The organism is Flavobacterium sp. Arc3 (assembly GCF_041431375.1).
Taxonomy (GTDB): Bacteria; Bacteroidota; Bacteroidia; order Flavobacteriales; family Flavobacteriaceae; genus Flavobacterium.
Window position 1 is genome coordinate 46,917 of the sequence record NZ_JASMRI010000002.1, and the last position, 20,370, is coordinate 67,286.

Consider the following 20,370-nt stretch of genomic DNA (forward strand, 5'->3'; position numbering starts at 1 on the left):
TAGTGTAGTATATTTGTTACACGTCGATTCTAAATATATGAAAAAAAATAGCTGGATACCTTTCGTTTTAATGCTTGTCTTTGGGATGTCTTCCCAGGCACAATCTAAAAAGTGGACATTAACGGAGTGTGTAAATTATGCGTTAGAGCATAATATTTCAATCAAACAAACGGAATTAGATATTAAAACGTCTACGATTGATAAAAGAGGTGCGATAGGGAGTTTTCTTCCGTCACTAAATGCTAATGCCTCTCATTCATGGAATATTGGTTTAAATCAAGATATTACAACAGGACTATTGCAAAACCAAACAACGCAGTTTACTTCCGCTGGAGCAAATGTTGGAATTGATATCTACAAAGGTTTGCAGAACCAAAACGCACTCCGAAGAGCAAATCTCTATATAGTGGGTGCTAAATACCAATTGTTAAAAATGCAGGAGGATGTAGCGCTTAATGTTGCCAATGCTTTTTTGCAGATACTTTTTAACAAGGAAAATTTAAAGGTACAAGCAGAGCAGCTGAGTATTAATGAAAAACAGTTAGTTCGTTCTAAAGAATTAGTAAATGCGGGGACAATACCTAAAGGGGACTTGCTAGACGTAAAAGCTACTTTGGCATCTGACAATCAAAAAGTAATCACAGCTGAGAATTCTTTGTTGATTTCTAAGCTAAGTTTAGCACAATTATTACAACTGGATAATTTTCTGGATTTTGATATTGCGGATGATACGGAGGCGAAAGATGAAAATAGCATACTGTTACAATCTCCAAGCGCTATTTATGATAAAGCGAAGGAACAAAGAACGGAGTTGAAAATAGCCCAAACTAATTTGGAAATAGCTGAGAAAAATGTAGCTATTGCAAAAGGAGCATTACTACCAACTTTAAAAGGATTCTATAACTACAGTACTCGAATTTCGTATGCTGATATAGCATTGAGGAATGATACTGGGAATGTGATAGGAACGCAGTCACCTCCGCCATTCTTTACGCAGTTCGGAGATAATAGAGGACAGTCGTTTGGGGCGCAATTATCGATTCCTGTGTTTAATGGATTTTCAGCTAGGAATAATGTAGAGCGTTCACAGGTGAGCTTGGAGAAATCTAAAATTGCAGTAGAACAACAAGATTTAGATTTAGAAAGAAATGTTTATACTGCATTTACAGATGCTAAAGGGGCTTTAAATGCTCACCAATCAGCTATAGTAGCATTAGAGTCTAGACAGGAAGCGTATCATTATGCTAAAGAAAAATTTGATGTTGGCTTGATGAATTCTTTTGATTTAAATCAATCTCAAACCTTACTTTCCACTGCGCAATCTGATGTGCTTAGGACTAAATACGATTATATATTCAAAATCAAAATACTAGAATTCTATTTTGGAATTCCAATCATTAAAAATTAATAAATTATGTCAAAGAAAACAATTTATCTCTTAATAGGCGGTGCCATTGGTATTATTGCCTTATTAATTATACTTTCAAAAACTGGAGTTATTGGAAATGAAGATAAAGGTAAGGAGGTTGAATCAGCCATCGTAAATGCCACAACGATTATTGAAACTGTTTCTGCAACTGGTAAAATACAACCCGAAATTGAGGTTAAGATTTCCTCTATGGTTTCTGGGGAGATTATTTCACTGCCTGTTATAGAAGGGCAAGTTGTGAAAAAAGGCGATTTATTGGTTAAGATAAATCCAGATTTATATACGTCTAGTCTAAATAGAACAATTGCTGGTTTATCTGGATCAAAAGCGGGGCTGACACAGGCTGAAGCTCAGTTTAAAGAAGCTAAATCAAGCTATGAAAGAAATAAAGGGTTATTCCAAAAAGGGATTATTTCTAAATCAGATTGGGATAAGTCAATTGCTTCTTTTGAAGTAGCTAAAGCCACAAAAGAATCTGCTTATTTTAGTGTAAAAAGTGCTTCGGCTTCTGTAAATGAAGCTCAGGATAACTTAGGAAGAACCATAATTTATGCTCCTGCAGATGGAACTATTTCGATGCTTAATGTAGAATTGGGTGAAAGAGTTTTAGGGACGCAACAAATGACAGGGACAGAGATTTTGAGAGTAGCGAACTTGAACAACATGGAAGTTGAAGTAGATGTAAACGAAAATGATATCGTAAAAATAAAAGTAGGTGATGCCGCTAAGGTAGAAGTAGATGCTTATTTGAAAAAACAATTTAAAGGTATTGTTACTAGTATTTCTAATTCAGCTAGTTCGGCATTAACGGCAGATCAAGTAACTAATTTTAAAGTAAAAGTTAGAATAGTGAAAGAGTCTTATCTGGATTTATTAGAAGGGAAACCAGCGGCTTATTCTCCTTTTAGACCTGGAATGACCGCAACTGTCGATATTATTACTAAAACAAAGAAGAATATATTGGCAGTGCCAATAAGTGCTGTAGTTGTAAAATCAGATACGGCAGCAGTTAGTGATGTAAAAACATTGGAACCTTCGGACGCTAAAGATGTAGCGCCTAAGAGTGACAAAAAATTCGAATGTGTTTTTGTGAAGGTGGGAGGTAAAGCTAAAATACGCGTTATTAAAACTGGAATTCAAGATGATACGAATATTGAAGTGAAGAGTGGTATTAAAAAAGGAGATGTTGTGATTATAGGACCATATACCACTGTTTCTAAAGAGTTAAATTCCGGTGATAAGGTATATGTGAAATCAGAAAACGATAAAGAAAAAAGCAAATAGTTTTAGTTTAGATTTGTACTTTTGCCAATAAATAATTTGGATCCTAAAAAAAAAAGTATTGACCTATATTCTTAACATCGAAACGTCAACTAAAAATTGTTCGGTAACAATTGCTAAAAATGGAGAGACCCTTATCTGTAATGAAATTGCAGAAGAGGGTTACTCGCATGCTGAACGATTGCATGTGTTTATTGAAGCGAGTCTAAAAGAAGCAGGAATTGTATATAAAGACTTATCTGCCATTGCGGTGAGTCAAGGTCCGGGATCTTATACCGGACTTCGTATCGGTGTGTCTGCTGCTAAAGGCTTTTGTTATGCATTAGGTATTCCCTTGATAGCAATAGATACTTTGCAAACATTGGCGGCTCAGGCGACCGTTTCTGATGGATTGATTATTCCGATGATTGATGCGAGAAGAATGGAAGTGTATAGCGCAATATTTACTTCAGAATTAGAAAGAAAAAGAGAAACTCAAGCTGAAATTTTAACTGAAAATTCATTTGAAGATTTAGAAGGGCCTGTTTATTTTGTTGGAGATTGTGCAGAGAAAGCGCAAACTGTCTTGGCAAAAGGAAATTTTACTTTCCTAGAAGAAATTAAATATCCATCCTCAAATGAAATGAGTGTTCTTAGTTTCGAAAAGTATGGGATAAGCGACACGGTAGATGTCGCTTATTTTGAACCTTTTTATCTTAAAGATTTTATGGTAACTACTCCAAAAAAACAAGTGTAGTAATTAGTTTGAAGCTTTAGACATTTCTTTAATGTAAGGCTGTATTACTATTCCTGCTGCATCAAAAGCTGTTTTGCAGTTTTCTAAAGTTTCAGTGAAAACAGCACCAAAATCTGCACTGTTTGCCCAAGGGCGTACTGCTAACTCAATAGCGCTATCTGTTAGATTTTTTACAAAGACTTCTGGTTTTGGGGTCTGAAGTACTTTTGGGTTATCTTCTAAAATAAACATAATCAAATCTTTAGCTTTTTTAATGTCTGAATCATAAGAAATGGCAAAGGTTAAATCAGCTCTTCTGAATTTTTCAAGAGAATAATTGGTAATAGTTCCGTTAGATAGAATGCCATTTGGAATAAATACGGTTTGGTTGTTTGGAGTAGATAGCTTGGTTACAAAAATTTGAATCTCCATAACGGTACCTAAAACTCCTTGACCTTCTATTGTATGCCCTACTTTAAATGGTTTAAAAAGTATAATTAGCATTCCTCCTGCAAAATTTGAAAGCGAACCTTGAAGCGACAATCCTACCGCTAGTCCCATTGCACCAAGAATGGCCACAAAAGAAGAGGTTTCTATTCCTAATTTTGATATAAATGTCACAAACAATAATACTCTTAAGACCCAGAGTAGAATGTCAGCTAGAAATTTTGTCAAAGTAGGGTCTAGTTTCCTCTTGATCATTATTCTTCTGATGAGTCTATTTATGATTCGTATAGTATAAAGCCCCACAAATAAAATAAGAGATGCTGAAATTAGATTTGGCGAGTATTCAATAAAAACTTTTATGAAGTTACTGACGTAATCAGTAAGGTGTTTTGGGTCTATATACATTTCTAAGCTAATAAAAAACCCTCTCTAGAGAGAAGGTTTGTGTTTGTGTTGCAAAAATACGAATTATTATTAAATGACTAATCAGCATCTTCTTCAATTCTGTTTCAAAATTATTTTGAAAGACTGTTGTTTTTTAGGGCGCTTTTAGTCTTTGGTATATCAGAATCAGATTTTGTATTTTCGTTGATGAAATCTCCTGTTTTCTTTGTGGATTTAGCGTTGTTTTCCTTTACTGTGTTAACATAGATTCCTAACATATCGCTAGCTTCCTTAGCATAGTCACTAACGACTTCTTTTGCTTGATATTCAGTAGTTAAAGTTGATTTATAATGTGAGTGAGAAGCAGGAAGGGAGTTGCTTGCCTTTGATATACTTTGTCAAAAGTATTATTTATAAAAAAAAAGCGTCTCTTACGAAACGCTTTTTTTACTTTTTCAGTTTGAACTATTCAAGCTCAAAGGTAACTTTAAGAGTAACCCTATATTCGGAGATTTTACCTTCAACTACAGCGGCACTTTGATTTTTAATATAAATCGACTTTATATTTTTCAACGATTTTGAAGCTTTACTAATCGCTTTTTGTGACGCATCCTCCCAACTAACCGTAGAGCTGGCAAGTAATTCAATAACTTTTAATACTGACATAATTTCTAATTTTTAAGGTGAACTTAAATTTAGTAATTATTTTCGAAAAAACGCTTTAAAAAAAGGATTACTTTTATTTAAATGATACGTTGTCAGTAAGTTGCGATATTTTGTAAAGGCTGAGCCATTTATGCGTTTACTGCTTCCACTTGAATTTTTTCGTCATTTAGCATGCTTTTCAGCATGTTTTCAATACCAGATTTTAGCGTAAATGTTGAAGATGGACAACCGCTACAAGCACCTTGAAGTATTACTTTTACAATTTTATCTTTTTCATTATAAGAATCAAATACAATGTTTCCTCCATCAGCTGCTACGGCTGGTTTCACGTATTCTTCAAGTATATTGATGATCTGTTGTGAAGTGACATCCAGATTATCAAATTCCTCTGTATTGTTTTTTTCTTTTTTGTCAGTAGCAACAAGCAGTGTTTCATCAAGGACAATTCCTCCATTTTCAATAAATTGTTTAATGAAACTTCTTATTTCTAAAGTTATTTCTTCCCAGTTATTGACTTCGTATTTAGTCACAGAAATATAATTTTCATCGATAAATACTTCTTTCACATAAGGAAATTTAAACAATTCTTTTGCTAGGGGAGAAGCAGCAGTGTCATCGATATTTTTAAATTCGATTGCGTTTTTTGTCAACATGCGACTTACAACAAATTTTAATGCAGCCGGGTTAGGAGTTGTTTCTCCATAAACTGTTATAGGCTGTTTTTTTGTTTTGTTTTCTTCGATTGTTATGATTGTTCCTCCATTGTTAACAAAAGTGTTTATTTGCTCTGCTACGGCATCTTTAACGTCGTCCCATTCTACAATGTTGTACTTTTCTATGGCGATGAAATTACCAGAGATATATACCGTTTTTACAAAGGGTAAGTAAAACAATTGCTGTGCAAGAGGTGATGATTTTGCTTCGTCTATGTTTTTGAATTCAAAACTTTCATTTTGAGTAATGAAATCTTCAAATTCAAATTTAAATATAGTTGGATTTTGTGTTTCTTTTATGGTAACGTTTGTCATGATATTTATAAATTTTTACAAATTTAGTAAAGTTATTTTCTACGATTAACTATATTTGATTTATTAATGAATAAATTAACTTTATTTTAATTTTTAAGGTTTATTTCATTTCGTTTTTTCAAACGCATTACTATTCATTTTTTATTTAACAGTCTTTCAATGTATATCAGAATAAAATTTTTAGTCTTTCTTTTCTTTATATCATCGTATTCTTTCTCGCAAGAAGGTATAGCGGTCTATTCTGATTATTTGTCAGATAATTATTATTTGATTCATCCTTCTATGGCGGGAGCTGCAAATTGTGCAAAAATAAGGCTAACTGCGCGAAAACAGTGGTTTGGTCAAGAGGATGCGCCAGAACTTCAAACGGTTAGTTTTAACGGAAGAGTAAGCGAAAAAGCGGGAGCAGGAATTATTCTTTTCAATGATAAAAATGGGTACCATTCTCAAAAAGGGATGAAACTTACGTATGCTTATCATCTTATGTTTTCCAGGGACGATATTGATTTAAATCAATTGTCATTTGGTATTAGTGCAGGTTTGATTCAGAGTCAATTAGATGAAACCAGTTTTTTGCAATCGGGAGACTTTGATCCTATTATTGACGGTACTATAGTGCAAAAAGACTCTTATTTTAATGTAGATATTGGAGCATCTTATAATTATTTGGATTTTTATGCTCATGGGACCGTGAAAAACGCAATTGAAACCAGAAGAGATATTTATACGGAATACGAGAGTGATAATTTACGAAAATATTTATTGAGTGCGGGTTACATTTTTGGAGATAAGAATAGAATATTATTTGAACCTTCAATTCTATTTCAACTAGTTGAAAAAACACAAGAGAAGTCAATCGATTTAAACATGAAGGCTTATAAAAATATGGATTTCGGAACGCTTTGGGGAGGTTTATCTTACCGAAGAAGTTTTGATGGCGCTGAATACACTCGAGGAAGTAGTGTGAATTCACAAAAACTACAATACATCACTCCTATAGTTGGAGTGAACTTTAACAACTTTATGTTTGCTTATACCTATTCACATGTATCTGGAGCTGTCAAATTTGATGACGGAGGCTATCACCAGATAACACTGGGTATCAATTTATTTTGCAAACCTGTGAAATACGAATGCAACTGTCCTGCTATTAATTAAATTAGATACTTTATGTTAATAAAATCTGTAAACGGAAAGTCACCTCTTATACCTGAGGATTGTTATGTGGCTGAAAATGCTACTATTGTTGGAGATGTAAGTTTTGGAGAATCTTGTAGCGTTTGGTTTAATGCCGTTATTAGAGGAGACGTAAATTTTATTAAAATAGGGAATAAGGTAAATATTCAAGACGGAGCAGTTATTCATTGTACCTATAAAAAACATCCTACAATTATAGGTAACAATGTGTCTATTGGTCACAATGCAATCGTTCACGGTTGTGTCATTAAAGACAATGTATTAATAGGGATGGGAGCAATAGTAATGGACAATTGTACCATTGAGAGTAATTCCATTATAGCCGCCGGTGCTGTTGTAACTCAAAACACAACGGTTGAATCTGGGACAATTTGGGCTGGAGTTCCTGCCAGAAAAGTAAAAGACATCGATCAATCAGATTTTGCAGGTGAGATCGAACGTATTTCGAATAATTATGTAATGTATTCTGGTTGGTTCAAAGACGAGTAGTAGTTATTTAATTATAAGTTAATCTTTTCGAAAAAGGAGCTTTTATAACTTTCACTAATAGGAATCCTTTTTTCGCCAATTATGGTTTTATTTTTTTGAATTGACTTAATGTGTTTTATATTAATGATATAAGACCTGTGGACTCTTGAAAACCCTTTAGAAGAAAGTAAGTTTTCGAGTTTTATAAGACTAATAAGAGTCAATGTATATTTATTATCTGTAGTGTGAATTTTAACATAATCTTTAAGTCCTTCAATATATAAAATATCGGCAAAATTAAGCTTGACATTTTCATATTCAGCTCTTACAAACATAAAGTCTTGCTCGATCTCAGGAGTGGAAATTAAGGTTGTAGGGATAGTTGAAGTTTGTGGACTAAAAATTTGTTGTGCACGTAAAACAGATTTTAGGAATCTATGAAAAGGGATTGGTTTTACCAAGTAATCAACTGCACCTAAGTTAAATCCTTCTACGGCATAATTAGAATAAGCAGTCGTAAATATTATAAGCGGTTTTTTATCTAATGCATTTATAAAATCAATACCAGAAAAAAGAGGCATTTCAATGTCTAAAAAAATTAAATCGACATTAATATTATTGATTACCGCTAGTGCGTCAATAGCATTATTAAAAGTGTTGATTAGTTCAAGTGTTTCCACTTTACTAACAAATTCTTTTATTAAATCAACAGCTAATGGTTCGTCATCTATAATAACACATTTCATTTTTTTTAATTTTAACGGTGAATACTTCTTGTAATAAGCATTGCTTTTATTCTTTTATTTGATCTAATTTTAAGTTTAAATGGAGACTGTATTTATCATTTGTTTCGATAATTGTCAACTTGTGTGCATTTGGGTATAGGAGATTAAGACGGTTTTCCATATTGGTCATGCCAATACCTGAATTTTCAGGATCCTTAATATGGTTTTCAATCCGATTTTCAATCCAAAAGTCCAATGTGTTTCCTTCTATGGTAATTTTAATTTTAACGTAAGTTACACCTTTATAGTCGGTTCCGTATTTAAAGGCGTTTTCTACAAATGTAATTAATAATAAAGGTTCAATATGCTTGTTTTTTGTGTCTCCGTGAATGTTTATGAAAATATTTTCAATATTACTCAGCCGAAGTTTTTGCAGTTCAATATAATTTTGAATGTAGTTTAATTCTTTTTCAAGAAAAACCGATTTGTTATCCGTTTCATAAAGCATGTATCGCATCATTTCTGATAGGGTAACAATGGCGTCAGGAACGAGATCTGATTTTTTATAAGCTAAGGAGTATATACTATTTAGTGCATTAAACAAAAAATGAGGGTTTGTCTGTTTCCTTAAATAATTTAATTCTGCCGAAGTTCTATGGCTCTCTGCTACTAGTTTGTTTTGTTGACTTGTATAAATCTCAGATAATGTTTTTATTACGATACTGCAGGCTAGTATGAATATATAGAAAACAGCTGGTAACAGTCTAAAAATAATTGGTCTTTTACCTCCAAAATGTGGGGCTAAGCGCATTGGTTTATTTCCTGTATTTATTGGACGTGGCATTTCTCGAAATTCAGAAATTGTATAGGTCATTCGAAAAGCCATAAATACAGTAATAATCAAAAGTACTATCAATAAATAGTAACCGTATTTTTTTTGCAAAAGCAATCTAGGAACAAAATAAAAATAATTAAGGTAAAATAGTACGATTCCTGTTCCCCATTGAATAAAAAAATCAGAGGTTATGTAGAAAGGACTTTCGTAAAATTGAAGTAATGAAGAAAAAATAAAAAAGCACCATACTAAAGAATGAATTAGTATGCTGTTCTTTTCGGTGCTTTTAATTTCGTTTAAGGTCATTTATGTTTTTATAGATAATAAAAGGAGGTCTTTTTTTGTTACTGTAGGTGATAAATTTGAATTCAATTTATCTAAAACTAATTGACCTACTTTAAGCGCATCTTCCTCGGTTTTGAAACTTTTATTTTCAGAAATAACAGGAATTACAGTTTGTTTTATGATTATCTTTTCTTTTAATGTGATCACATAACCCCAACCATTTTGTGTTTTTATAGAAGCTAGATTTAGTGCTTCATTTTTTTTGCAAGATATAAATAAAAAGAAACAAACTAAAAGTAGCTTTGTTATTATTGATTTATAGGATAAATTCTTCTGGATGGTAGTCCAGAAGAATTTTTTAGTTGAATTAATTATCGTCATCACTTTGTTCGTCAAATGGTTTAAATTCCCATGAATCATCAAAATAGGAAGAGCCAGTTCTTCCTAATAAAATAAACCCACGCTCGTTAATTGCAAATCCTGTAGCATCTGTTCTTGCAGAACCTTCAAGTGAAGTTTTTTCTTCCCAGACATCATCAGAAGGATTGTATTCCCAAATTGATCTTGTACTTTCTCCACATCCTATGTAACCGTATCCATTCATTGAAAAACCTGTTGCGTTAGATCTTACAATTACGTAATCATCGTTGTATGAGTAGTCATCATCATCGTCTTGATCGATGTCTCTTTTTCTTGTCCAGGTATCTGTTGCTGGATCAAACATCCAAAAATCAACTTGGTAAGTACCGCTATTTACTCCTAATCCTAGATAAACTTTGTCATCGATTACAAATGTAGTAGCTCCTCGTCTTTTGTTTCCGCTAAAACCATTTACTAAGGTCCAGGTATTCGACGTTGGGCTGTATTGATAAAAGTCTTTTAAATAATTTCCATCATATCCAGTTCCAAAATATGCTTTTCCACCCGCTTGAAACCCTACAGCAGAGTAACGTGCTGTTCCTGCGAAGTCAGCTTTTCGGGTCCAAGTATTAGCTATTGGATCGTATTCGTAGAAATCGTTTAATTTATTAGTTCCATCGTAACCTAGCCCGATGTATCCTTTTGAATCTAATTCAAACCCTGAAGCAGCACTTCGTCCTACACCGTTGAAATCTGCTTTTTGTTCCCAATAATCACCATCAGAATTGTAAGCCCAAAGGTCTTTTAAATATTCGTCACCTGTGTATCCTGTAGTTACATAAGCATAACTTCCAATCACAAAACTCGTAGCACTTGATCTTGCTGGACCATCAAAAGATGATTTTTTTACCCAGTTTCCAACTAAGTCAGTATCTTCATCGTTACTGCAGCTAACCAAGACTAATCCCATGATGAGAGTAGACATTATCATTCCTTTTCTTAAAATATTCATATGTTTATTGTTTATTAATGTTTGAATTTTATACCAATGTTGAAAATGTATCCGTTGTTATTGTTAAAATCATAAGTTAGGTTTCCGGCATTATCTGTAAGATAAAATTTGTTGTTAAAGCCATATCCTCCTTTAAAATTAATGGACCAGTACGTGTCTACGCTTCGCACATATTCAAATGTTGTAGCCATTTGTGAGTAGGTCATTTTTGTCGCGTTATTATAATTGTCACTTAAGGCTTCACCGTCTAAATTGTAAATAGCCCCTTGAAAGTCATTTTTAATTGAGAATGAATTTTTATTATTATTCGAATAAGAAACTTGTGAGATGGGGAATCCAATTGCTACAGCTGTATTTTTATTTATCTGCTGCATATAGGAGAAGCTTGGTAACACACTTATTTTTCCAAAAAGCATACTACGTTGCGCCCCTGCGGATATTGAATTTGATTCATTGAATTTGTAATTCATTTTTAAACCTCCTAATAATTGTACATCCGAGAATCCAATGTTTTTTTCAAAATTAATGGTTGGTTTTACATTAACTGTAAAGCTCATTTTTTGATCAATATCATGGTTAATCGTTAGATCATTTGCTATACTAGAGAAATCAGTAGAATTATCTTGAAAAGCATATTTTTCTAATTCATAATCCACTCCTATTTTAGTATATCGTATCGTATTTGATAATGTGTTTTTTGAATCAATTTTCTTTGTAACGGTAAAACCAACTTCAGTTTCATTTGTTGTTATTTTTTCGGTTGGCCCTGTTTTTATATTTAAATCTAAAGAGTAGCTGTTTTGAGCGCTTATTTTTAGAATAGAAAACAAAAACAACAGGATTGTAAAAATCTGTATTCTCATATTTTTTTTTATTGTTTCAAAAGTAGTTGCATTATCCAATTTAAAAAAAGAAGATATATGTATTCGCTAATTCCATAGACAAATGAGCCATTTGCATGGCTGAATCAATATTGCTGTTTGCTAATTGAAGTTGTAGATGTTTTAAGGCTCTTTATAGATATAAAACTTTGAATGGTATATGTTATAATGCGGTATAAAAAGTGCTCTGCTATATTTGTTAAAAAACTTTTATGTATAAGTTATTGTTAGTGCTTTTTCTTGGAGCTTTGATAACCTCTTGTGATTCGGATGTAGATACAGGAGAGTTTGTTGTTGGGTCAGATTATTTATCTGTAAGTAATAAAGTAATATTAGTTGATACTCTAACGGTCGACGTTTCTACTATAAATTTAGATTCTTTAGTTACTTCTAGTCAAGGGAGAATTTTAGTTGGTAATTATAATGATCCGTATTTTGGAAAAGTGAAGTCTGAAAGTTATTTTCAGTTATCTGGTTCGAGCTATGCGTTGAATAGTGATAATTCAGATATAGATGCACCAAATTATGTTTTTGATTCAATACGAATGATCTTAAGACCTGATAAGTATTATTATGGGGATACAACTAAGGTACAAACAATAAGTATTCATCGCTTACTTGAGAAAGTGAAGGTAAATGATGATGATAGTTATTTCTATAATGATTCTAGCCTTTCTTATGATTCAGAAAGTTTGGGTTCCTATTCTTTCAAACCAAAACCATTATCTCAGGATACGGTAGTGGTGAGTATTAAAGATGTTTTTGGAGAAGCTATTTTTCAAAAAATTAAAAAACGTGAAATAACAAACTTTGATGAATTTACGCAATATTTTAAAGGATTAGTTATTAAATCAACGACGGGAACTTCTTCCAGTGTTGTAGGCTTTAGTACGACAAGTGTTCTGCGTTTGTATTATTCAAAGTATTTAGGTAATACGGAAGAGTCTCTAAATTTAGATTTCAATATTTTAGATCAAACGAAACAGTTTAACAATATAAGCTTAGATAGAAGTGGAACTGAAATTAAAGATCTGACGGGTTTTACTGGTAGTTTGTCAAGTCTCAAAACTGGTAATAAAGCCTATGTGCAATCTGGAACGGGTATTGCCTGTAGGGTAGATTTTCCTAATATAAAACAACTGAAATACATTTCAGAGAAAGGTACTATTGTTGACGCGGAACTTATTATTAAGCCTATAAATAATACCTATTCTGCGGATACTTATCCATTGCCGGATTCTTTAAGAGTTTTTGTGGCTGATAAACTGAATAGAATAACAGGAACTTTAAACAATACGGGTACTGCGACCTATGCAGTATTAAATACAGAAACGGATGAGTTCAACGAGTATATTGGTTATAAAGTTTCCATTGGAGCTTTTTTACAGAATGAAATGATTAAAAATTCTGATTCTAAGTTATCATTAATATTAACGATACCTAATATTTTGAAATCAGTAAATCGAGTGATGTTGGGAGATCAAAAAAACAGTAACAATAAAATTCAATTGAAAATTTATTATATTTCTTATTAAATGAAAAACAAAATAGTATTTGCTAGTTTCTTTATCCTTGTGGTAACAACTGCATTTTCACAAAGCATATCGAGTTCACCGTATTCAATTTATGGCCTAGGAAGTTTGTATGATTCTGATTTTGGTTCTAATGCTTCCATTGGATCTTCAGGTATTGCATTGCCTTCGACAAGTTCGATTAATAATCTTAACCCGGCTTCTTTGGGTTTTATGGCTCAAAATCATTTTCTGTTTGATGTGGGTGGTAAATCAATTTTCACCAGTTATGAAAATGGTTCTACTAAAGAAAGCCGTAATAATATTCAATTTTCACACATTGCATTGGCTTTTCCGGTTACATCTAAATCGGCGGTTAGCTTAGCTTTAAAACCATATTCTAGCGCTACTTATAAAATTTCTAATTTGCTTTTGCCTATTGATAATAGTACAGAGAGTTATACGCTAAACGCTACAGGTTCTGGTGGTTTAAATGATGTTAGTCTTTCTTATGGTTATAAGATCGGAAAAAAAATATCTTTAGGACTTTCTACAAATTTCCTTTTTGGTACTATAACGGATGAAAGAGGTTATACTGTTGGGAACTCAATAACAAATATTGACAAAACATCTTATTACAATGGAGCAAGAGTATCGCTCGGAAGTCAAGTTCAAATTGACTCTACATTGTCAGTTGGTTTGAATTTTAAGTCTCCTAGTCAAGTTAAAGCTTCAAAAGTGCAATCTGTAGTTTCTTACAACGGTTCTACAAGTACTAGTACAACAATAGAATCGGATGCAGATTATGATGTTGAAGATTACTATTTGCCGTTAGAAGTGGGAGTAGGATTAAGTAAAGTTTTTAAAAACAACTTAAATCTAACTATGGATTATTCAAAGAGTTTGTGGGACAGTACAAACCAGTCTGATTTGTATGGCACTTATATCAATCAAGATAAATTTGCATTGGGTTTTTCTTATAGTAAAATGAATAGTATTCGTACTTATTTTGATCGAATAAAATATTCGACGGGATTTAATTATGACACAGGATTTCTAGAAATTGACAACAAACGAATTAGCAATGTGGCTTTTTCAGTAGGGGTTTCTTTGCCAGTAGAGAATAGAACTTTCTCTGCATTAAACGTGACTTATTCTTACGGTCAAAAGGGGAGTATAAGTAATGGTCTAATCAAAGAAAATTACCATAAAATATCTGTCAATTTAAGCTTAGATGCAATATGGTTTGTTAAAAGAAAATTCGAGTAATTAAAATTCTTTTTCTATCACATCATATATATTTTCTAAAATCTCTCTCAATACTTTTGGATCCGAATTAGTATAGAAAATAGGTTTGCTATTTTTCTCGGTTGTAAAACCCACTTTTTCTTTCAATAGATTTTGTGTTTGTTTAGCAACCGCTTCTCCTGAATCAATGATTTGAATATTATTAGGAAGGATCTTTTTTATTTGGGGAATAAGGTAGGGATAATGACTACAGCCTAATACCAAGTAATCGATATTTGCATCAATCATAGGTGTTAAATAGGAGCGAAGTAATTCTGTCATTTCAGGAGAATTCATTTTTCCGCTTTCTATAAGCGGCACTAATCCATGACCGACCTGGTTAATAATTTTAGTGTTTTTAAACTGTTGTGCGGTTTTATTGAAAAGTTCGCTTATAAGGGTTCCCTGTGTAGCGAGAATGCCTATTGTTCGTGTTTTTGAATTTGTGGCAGCAGGCTTTATAGCTGGTTCTATACCTATAAAAGGAATATCATATTTTTCCCTTAGTTCTTTAATTGCATTTGTGGTAGCGGTATTGCAGGCTACTACAATGAGTTTGCAATTCATCTTAAGCAATAAATCAGTGTTTTTCATGCTTAGGGCTATAATCTCATCTTTTGTTTTTTGGCCATAAGGAGCGTTCTTGCTGTCTGCAAGATATATGGTGTTTTCATCGGGAAGTAGATGATGAATCTCTTTCCAAATTGAAGTGCCGCCAATGCCTGAGTCGAAAATTCCTATTGGTTGGTTGTTGTCCATCAAAACAAAGTTAATAGGAAAGGAGTAATAATCCTAAGGATTTATAATATGACAAAAAAATACCGCTCGATCCTAAAAAGGATGAGCGGTATTTTTTAATGTGTTTTTGATTTCCTAGAAACCTAAATCTTTTTTCACGTCAGCAGTCAAGTTAGGACCGTCAGCAAGTAAAAGAGTAGAACCGTCTAATACATATTGAAAACCTTTAGCTTTTCCAACTTTTTGGATTGAAGCTCTTACTTTTTCCATTAATGGTTTTACGATATCAGATTCTTTTTGTTGTAATTCTTTTTGAGCATTGTCTCTAAAGTCAACAATTCTTTTTTGCATGTCCTGAACTTCTTTAGAACGATCTCCGTTTATTGCGTCAGTAACAGTAGCAGATTCAGCTTCGTATTTTTTTAATTTTGCTTGGTACTCTTCAACCATTTTTTTATAATCGGCATCATAAGTTCCGCTTAATTTTTCTAATTGCTTTTGAGCATCTAACATAGCTGGCATTTTAGCCATGATTTCACTTACGTCAACATGAGCAGTTTTTGCTTGTGCGCTAATAGTTTGGTTTGCTCCTAAAATGAATATTGCAGCAATTAATAAAGTTTTAATCTGTTTCATCGTTTTTAAAATATTAAGTAATTAATTTATTGTTTTAGTTTTAATTGTTCTTCTCTGGCCTTTTTTATTGAGTCTCTTTCTTGGAGTACTTGTATTCTTTTTTCTTCTGCAGCTTTCTTGCGATCTTCAATTACTTTTTTGCGGTCTTCCAATAGTTGGGCTCTTGCATCAAGTTGTTTTTGTCTTGCCTCTTCTGCTGTTGTTTTTGCTGCTTCTTTATCAGCTTCAGCATTAGTTGTGCTTTCTTTTACATCTTCTGTTTTAGATGAGGCAGAAACCGTGCCATTTTTTTTAGCTTCTCTATCAGAAAGTATTTTTTGTCTTCTTTCCTCAAAGTCTGCTTTCTTTTTTTCTTGAGCTAATTTTCGATCTGCTAAAATTGAATCTCTTACTGCTTTTCTATCGTCCAGTATTTTTTGTCTTTCAGATAAGAAAGGATTGTCTTGAATAGCGTCTTCCTTATTTTGTTTTGCTTCTTGAGCCTCAAGTTGCTTTTTTGTTAACTGTTCTCTTTTTTCTGCTCTGTTCAATACTCGCAAGACCTGGTCGCTTATGTCAAATCTTTTTGCAGCAAACAGCATTGTTAAGTCAGAAGATTTATCGAAAACAAAATCATATTTAAGTGACTCTGCTATGTCTTGAACGGCGGTGAATACTTGATCTTGTATTGGTTTAACCAAAATAGATTTTTGCATCATTAAATCACCATTGGCACCAAATCTCTTTTGCTGAAAATCTAACAACTCATTTTCAAGGAACTTAATTTCTATCTCTCTTTCCTCAATTAAACCTTTTGTCAACAAAGGTTTTTCGGCGGTTAGAGCTTCTTTTATTTTATTGATCTCAATTTTCTTCGCTTCAATTTCTTGTTTCCATTTTTGTGCTTTTTGCTCCAGTTGAACTGTTGCTTCGGCATAATTGGGTACATTTTGTAAAATATACTCCATATCTATATAGCCTACTTTAGTTCCTCTGGTTTGCGAATGAATTGCATTGACTACAATCAGGGCTAAAAATAGTATTAAAAAATGTTTTCTCATAACTTTATAGTATTAGAAAATCGTGATTCAATTTTTTTTTTAAAATTGTTGTCCAATAATGAAATGGGTTTCCCATCCATTAGGTGCACTTTGTCCTGGTAGAGCATCAAAACCATGTCCGAAATCAATACCTAATAAACCAAATGCTGGCATGAATACACGTAGACCAACTCCAGCAGAGCGGTTTAAATCAAATGGATTGTAGCTTTTGAAATCTGCATAAGACGAACCTGCTTCTAAAAATCCTAATGCATATATAGATGCAGATGATTTTAAGGTTATAGGATAACGCAATTCCATAGAGAACTTATTGTAAACAGTAGCTCCAATTTGCTCTCCTGCACTATTTATTGGTGTCAGGGAGTTGTTAGGATATCCTCTTAATTGGATCGTTTCTCTACCATCCATAGAGTAGTTAGCTAATCCGTCTCCACCTACATAAAACCTTTCAAATGGTACAACACCTCTGTCTTGATTGTATGCACCCAAGAAACCGAATTCTGTCAATGTACGAAGTACTAATTTTCCGTAAACTTTAGTGTACCAATCTGCTTTGAATTTAATTTTATAGTATTCTAACCAGTTAAATTTCTTTTGATCTACTAGTGCTGGATCTGCAGCTGCATCTTGGTAATTGAAAACTTTGTTTCCAGATGCATCAATATAATCACCAATATTTACTGTGTTTCCGTTTGCATCGACTTGATTCGATTGATCAACAGTGTTTTTTAATTTATACTGTTCTTTATCACCCAATGTTGCATAATCTACACCATTAAACAGGGAATAAGGAAGTGAAAATTTACCAGTTAAACTAAACTCTGAACCGTAAGTAGGGAATATAGGATTCACCCCTTTGTTACTTCTAGATAGTCCAATTGTATAGGCTAAATTTCTTGAAGCACCATTACCAAATGTAAATAATCCAGTATTGTAATTATTTAAATCATAGTGTTGGTAACTTATAGATTGTGATAAAACAAAGAAGTCATCTGGCACAGTTAATCTCTTAGCTAACCCAACAGACAGTGTTAGGATATTGAAACTTTTATCTTTGTCTACACTTCCAGTAATGTAATTATTTAAAAATTGTTTACTGTAAGATATCGAAGTACTAAATGAAACTGGTTTTTTTTGTCCAAACCAAGGCTCAGAAAACGAAACACTATAGGTTTGAAAATAAGTACTTGCCTGAAGTCTTAAAGCTACCTTTTGTCCATCACCCATAGGTAAAGGTTTGTACGCTTCCTTATTAAGTAAGTTTCTAGCTGAGAAGTTATTAAAAGACAATCCTAATGTGCCAATGAAACCACCACCACCGTAACCTCCTTGAAGTTCTATTTGGCTTGATCCTTTTTCTACAAGATTGTATTCTATATCCACTGTTCCTGCTGCAGCATCTACATTTTTAAATTTAGGGTCAATTGCTTCAGGATCAAAAAATCCTAGTTGACCAATTTCACGTATGGTTCTAACTAATAATTCTTTGCTGTATTTTTCTCCTGGCTTAGTTCTTAATTCTCTATAAATAACTCGGTCATTTGTTTTGTCGTTTCCTACTACCGTAATTTTATTGAAGTAAGCTAGAGGACCTTCATTAATTCTTATTTCGAAGTCAATCGTGTCGTTAACTGTTTTTACTTCAACAGCATTGATGTTTGAGAATAAATAACCGTTATTTTGATAGAGATTAGTAATGTCTTCTCCGTCTGGTTTTGTCTTATCTGCTATTCTTTTTTCAAGAAGTACTCCATTATAAGTCTCCCCTTTTTTAACACCAATGTATCTGCTTAAAAGTTGGTCTGAATAAACAGTGTTTCCTAAAAACTTGATGTTTCCAAAATAATATTTGTTTCCTTCTTCAACATTAATTTTTATAGATAATGCGTTTTTGTCTTTAAGATAAGTTATTGAGTCAGAGGTTATTCTAGCGTCTCTATATCCTTTTTCTTTATAAGAAGCAATTACTTTTTCTAAATCTGTTTTGTATTTCGCTTTTATAAATTTAGATGATTTTAATATGCGAAAGAAGTTTTTTTGTTTGGTATCTTTCATCGCTTTACGTAAAGCTTTGTCTGATATTTTTTCGTTACCAATAAAATCAATTTCAGCAATTTTTATTTTTTCGCCTTTGTCAATGTTTACAACCATATTAACCTGGTTTACAGTCGCTGTGTCTTGGACAACGTTTATGTTTACCTTAGTGTTGTAATATCCGTCTTTTTTGTATTTGTTTTCTATGTAATTTTTTGTCGTGGTGATTAAGTTTTCATTGACTACTTTACTTTTTGTCAATCCGTTGTCTTTAATTAAAGCATCGGTTTTGTTTTTCTTAATTCCAACAAACTTAACGTTGTTTAGTTTTGGCAGTTCTTTGATGTCTAAATCAAGATAGATACTGTCGTTTTCAATTCTGTTGATGTAAAATGAAATTTCGTCAAAAAGACCTAGTTTACCTAGTTTTTTAATAGCGCTACTGATCTCTTCTCCGGGAACAGTGATTTCTTGTCCTTTCTCAAGCCCAGCAAAAGTCACAACTGTTTGGTCGTTGAAACTTATTTTGTTAGTAAGAACAACATCGGCGAGTATGTATTTATGGCCTTGGTCAAAAGGAACTCTTTCTTGGGCTTTAATTTGTGAAAAACTACCTAATAAAACTAGGGTAAGGACTGCTTTTATACTTTTATTCAACACTAAAAATTTATTTAATTTGTTCACTTGTTTTTCCAAATCTACGTTCTCTTTTTTGATAACTAATAATAGCCTCATATAAATTTTGTTCTTTAAAGTCTGGCCACAATACATCAGTAAAATATAATTCTGCATAGGCAATTTGCCAGAGCAAAAAATTACTTATTCTATGTTCTCCACTTGTTCTTATTAATAAATCTACATCCGGTAAATTTTGCGTGTAAAGATGCTCATTTATAATTGAATCGTCAATAGAGTCTATTGAAATTATATTATTTTTAACTTTATTACTGATGTTTTTTACGGCATTTACGATTTCTTCTCTCGAACCATAACTCAATGCTAATGTTAATGTCATGTGAGTATTATCCTTGGTTTTGTTTATGACATCAAGAAGCTCCTTTTGAGCAGATTGAGGTAATTTTTCTAAATTACCTATAGTGTTCAATTTGATATTGTTTTCTAGGAGTGTAGGAAGTTCTTTTTTTAATGACTTTATCAGGATCCGCATTAAAGTATCCACTTCCAGCTTAGGTCGGTTCCAGTTCTCTGTCGAAAATGCGTAAAGTGTTAAGTTTTCGATACCTAGTTTGGCACAAGTTTTTATGATGGTTTTTACTGATTTTGTTCCGCTCTCATGACCGAAAGCTCGCAATAAACCTTGTTGTTTTGCCCATCGCCCATTTCCATCCATTATAATGGCTAAATGTTGGGGTAAATTATTCTTGTCTATATTTTCTAGTAGATCCATTTT

General features: G+C 32.7%; 20 protein-coding genes. 7 read left to right on the forward strand and 13 right to left on the reverse strand.

The window, feature by feature from the left end; all coding sequences use genetic code 11:
- Positions 1-37 precede the first annotated feature (37 nt).
- The 3 genes from QO200_RS01770 to tsaB are packed head-to-tail and all read left to right on the forward strand — an operon-like array spanning position 38 to position 3,446.
- Positions 38-1,408: a TolC family protein gene (locus tag QO200_RS01770; protein WP_371535608.1), complete on the forward strand. Its 1,371-nt coding sequence runs from the start codon at positions 38-40 to the stop codon at positions 1,406-1,408.
- 6 nt (positions 1,409-1,414) lie between these two features.
- Positions 1,415-2,713, forward strand: a complete 1,299-nt coding sequence (locus tag QO200_RS01775; RefSeq protein ID WP_371535610.1) for an efflux RND transporter periplasmic adaptor subunit — start codon at positions 1,415-1,417, stop codon at positions 2,711-2,713.
- A gap of 58 nt (positions 2,714-2,771) precedes the next feature.
- Positions 2,772-3,446 (forward strand): tRNA (adenosine(37)-N6)-threonylcarbamoyltransferase complex dimerization subunit type 1 TsaB, encoded by a 675-nt coding sequence (tsaB, locus tag QO200_RS01780; protein ID WP_371535612.1) that lies wholly within the window; start codon positions 2,772-2,774, stop codon positions 3,444-3,446.
- A 3-nt stretch (positions 3,447-3,449) separates the two neighbouring features.
- Here the strand turns inward: tsaB and QO200_RS01785 are convergent, their stop codons facing one another.
- The 3 genes from QO200_RS01785 to QO200_RS01795 all read right to left on the reverse strand — a co-directional run bounded on the left by QO200_RS01785 (position 3,450) and on the right by QO200_RS01795 (position 5,950).
- Positions 3,450-4,277, reverse strand: a complete 828-nt coding sequence (locus QO200_RS01785) for a mechanosensitive ion channel family protein (RefSeq protein ID WP_371535614.1) — start codon at positions 4,275-4,277, stop codon at positions 3,450-3,452.
- A gap of 444 nt (positions 4,278-4,721) precedes the next feature.
- On the reverse strand, positions 4,722-4,922 hold the full coding sequence (locus tag QO200_RS01790; RefSeq protein WP_371535616.1) for a dodecin family protein: 201 nt from the start codon (positions 4,920-4,922) through the stop codon (positions 4,722-4,724).
- Between the two features lie 128 nt (positions 4,923-5,050).
- Positions 5,051-5,950: a NifU family protein gene (locus QO200_RS01795; protein WP_371535618.1), complete on the reverse strand. Its 900-nt coding sequence runs from the start codon at positions 5,948-5,950 to the stop codon at positions 5,051-5,053.
- Between the two features lie 159 nt (positions 5,951-6,109).
- On the opposite strand from QO200_RS01795, the gene QO200_RS01800 reads away from it, so the two are divergent.
- A complete protein-coding gene (locus QO200_RS01800; RefSeq protein ID WP_371535620.1) occupies positions 6,110-7,108 on the forward strand; it encodes a type IX secretion system membrane protein PorP/SprF in 999 nt (332 codons plus the stop codon).
- A 12-nt stretch (positions 7,109-7,120) separates the two neighbouring features.
- On the forward strand, positions 7,121-7,636 hold the full coding sequence (locus tag QO200_RS01805) for a gamma carbonic anhydrase family protein (RefSeq protein ID WP_371535623.1): 516 nt from the start codon (positions 7,121-7,123) through the stop codon (positions 7,634-7,636).
- Between the two features lie 11 nt (positions 7,637-7,647).
- Here QO200_RS01805 and QO200_RS01810 read toward each other — a convergent pair whose 3' ends face one another.
- From QO200_RS01810 to QO200_RS01830, 5 genes are read right to left on the reverse strand one after another with little or no spacing between them, the layout of a single operon-like run.
- Complete coding sequence (locus tag QO200_RS01810; RefSeq protein WP_371535625.1) at positions 7,648-8,361, reverse strand: LytR/AlgR family response regulator transcription factor; 714 nt, start codon at positions 8,359-8,361, stop codon at positions 7,648-7,650.
- Positions 8,362-8,407: 46 nt separating this feature from the next.
- Positions 8,408-9,481: a sensor histidine kinase gene (locus QO200_RS01815; RefSeq protein ID WP_371535627.1), complete on the reverse strand. Its 1,074-nt coding sequence runs from the start codon at positions 9,479-9,481 to the stop codon at positions 8,408-8,410.
- A complete protein-coding gene (locus QO200_RS01820; RefSeq protein WP_371535980.1) occupies positions 9,482-9,841 on the reverse strand; it encodes a DUF4907 domain-containing protein in 360 nt (119 codons plus the stop codon).
- A complete protein-coding gene (locus tag QO200_RS01825; RefSeq protein ID WP_371535630.1) occupies positions 9,828-10,832 on the reverse strand; it encodes a Kelch repeat-containing protein in 1,005 nt (334 codons plus the stop codon). The genes QO200_RS01820 and QO200_RS01825 overlap by 14 nt, the downstream gene beginning before the upstream one ends.
- Before the next feature lie 14 nt (positions 10,833-10,846).
- Positions 10,847-11,695: a hypothetical protein gene (locus QO200_RS01830; protein ID WP_371535632.1), complete on the reverse strand. Its 849-nt coding sequence runs from the start codon at positions 11,693-11,695 to the stop codon at positions 10,847-10,849.
- A gap of 230 nt (positions 11,696-11,925) precedes the next feature.
- Here QO200_RS01830 and QO200_RS01835 point away from each other — a divergent pair, with 230 nt between their 5' ends.
- A complete protein-coding gene (locus QO200_RS01835; RefSeq protein WP_371535634.1) occupies positions 11,926-13,248 on the forward strand; it encodes a DUF4270 family protein in 1,323 nt (440 codons plus the stop codon).
- Positions 13,249-14,493, forward strand: coding sequence for an aromatic hydrocarbon degradation protein (locus QO200_RS01840; protein ID WP_371535637.1), 1,245 nt, complete (start codon positions 13,249-13,251; stop codon positions 14,491-14,493).
- On the opposite strand, the gene murI is transcribed toward QO200_RS01840, so the two are convergent.
- The 5 genes from murI to QO200_RS01865 form a co-directional block, all read right to left on the reverse strand.
- Complete coding sequence (gene murI / locus QO200_RS01845) at positions 14,494-15,270, reverse strand: glutamate racemase (protein ID WP_371535639.1); 777 nt, start codon at positions 15,268-15,270, stop codon at positions 14,494-14,496. It lies immediately after the preceding gene.
- Between the two features lie 114 nt (positions 15,271-15,384).
- Positions 15,385-15,885 (reverse strand): OmpH family outer membrane protein, encoded by a 501-nt coding sequence (locus tag QO200_RS01850; protein WP_371535641.1) that lies wholly within the window; start codon positions 15,883-15,885, stop codon positions 15,385-15,387.
- A 26-nt stretch (positions 15,886-15,911) separates the two neighbouring features.
- Complete coding sequence (locus QO200_RS01855; RefSeq protein ID WP_371535643.1) at positions 15,912-16,925, reverse strand: OmpH family outer membrane protein; 1,014 nt, start codon at positions 16,923-16,925, stop codon at positions 15,912-15,914.
- 39 nt (positions 16,926-16,964) lie between these two features.
- Positions 16,965-19,694: an outer membrane protein assembly factor BamA gene (gene bamA, locus QO200_RS01860; protein ID WP_371535646.1), complete on the reverse strand. Its 2,730-nt coding sequence runs from the start codon at positions 19,692-19,694 to the stop codon at positions 16,965-16,967.
- Positions 19,627-20,367 carry an isoprenyl transferase gene (locus QO200_RS01865; protein WP_371535982.1) on the reverse strand — a complete coding sequence of 247 codons (741 nt, stop codon included), beginning with the start codon at positions 20,365-20,367 and terminating at the stop codon, positions 19,627-19,629. The genes bamA and QO200_RS01865 overlap by 68 nt, the downstream gene beginning before the upstream one ends.
- Positions 20,368-20,370 lie beyond the last annotated feature (3 nt).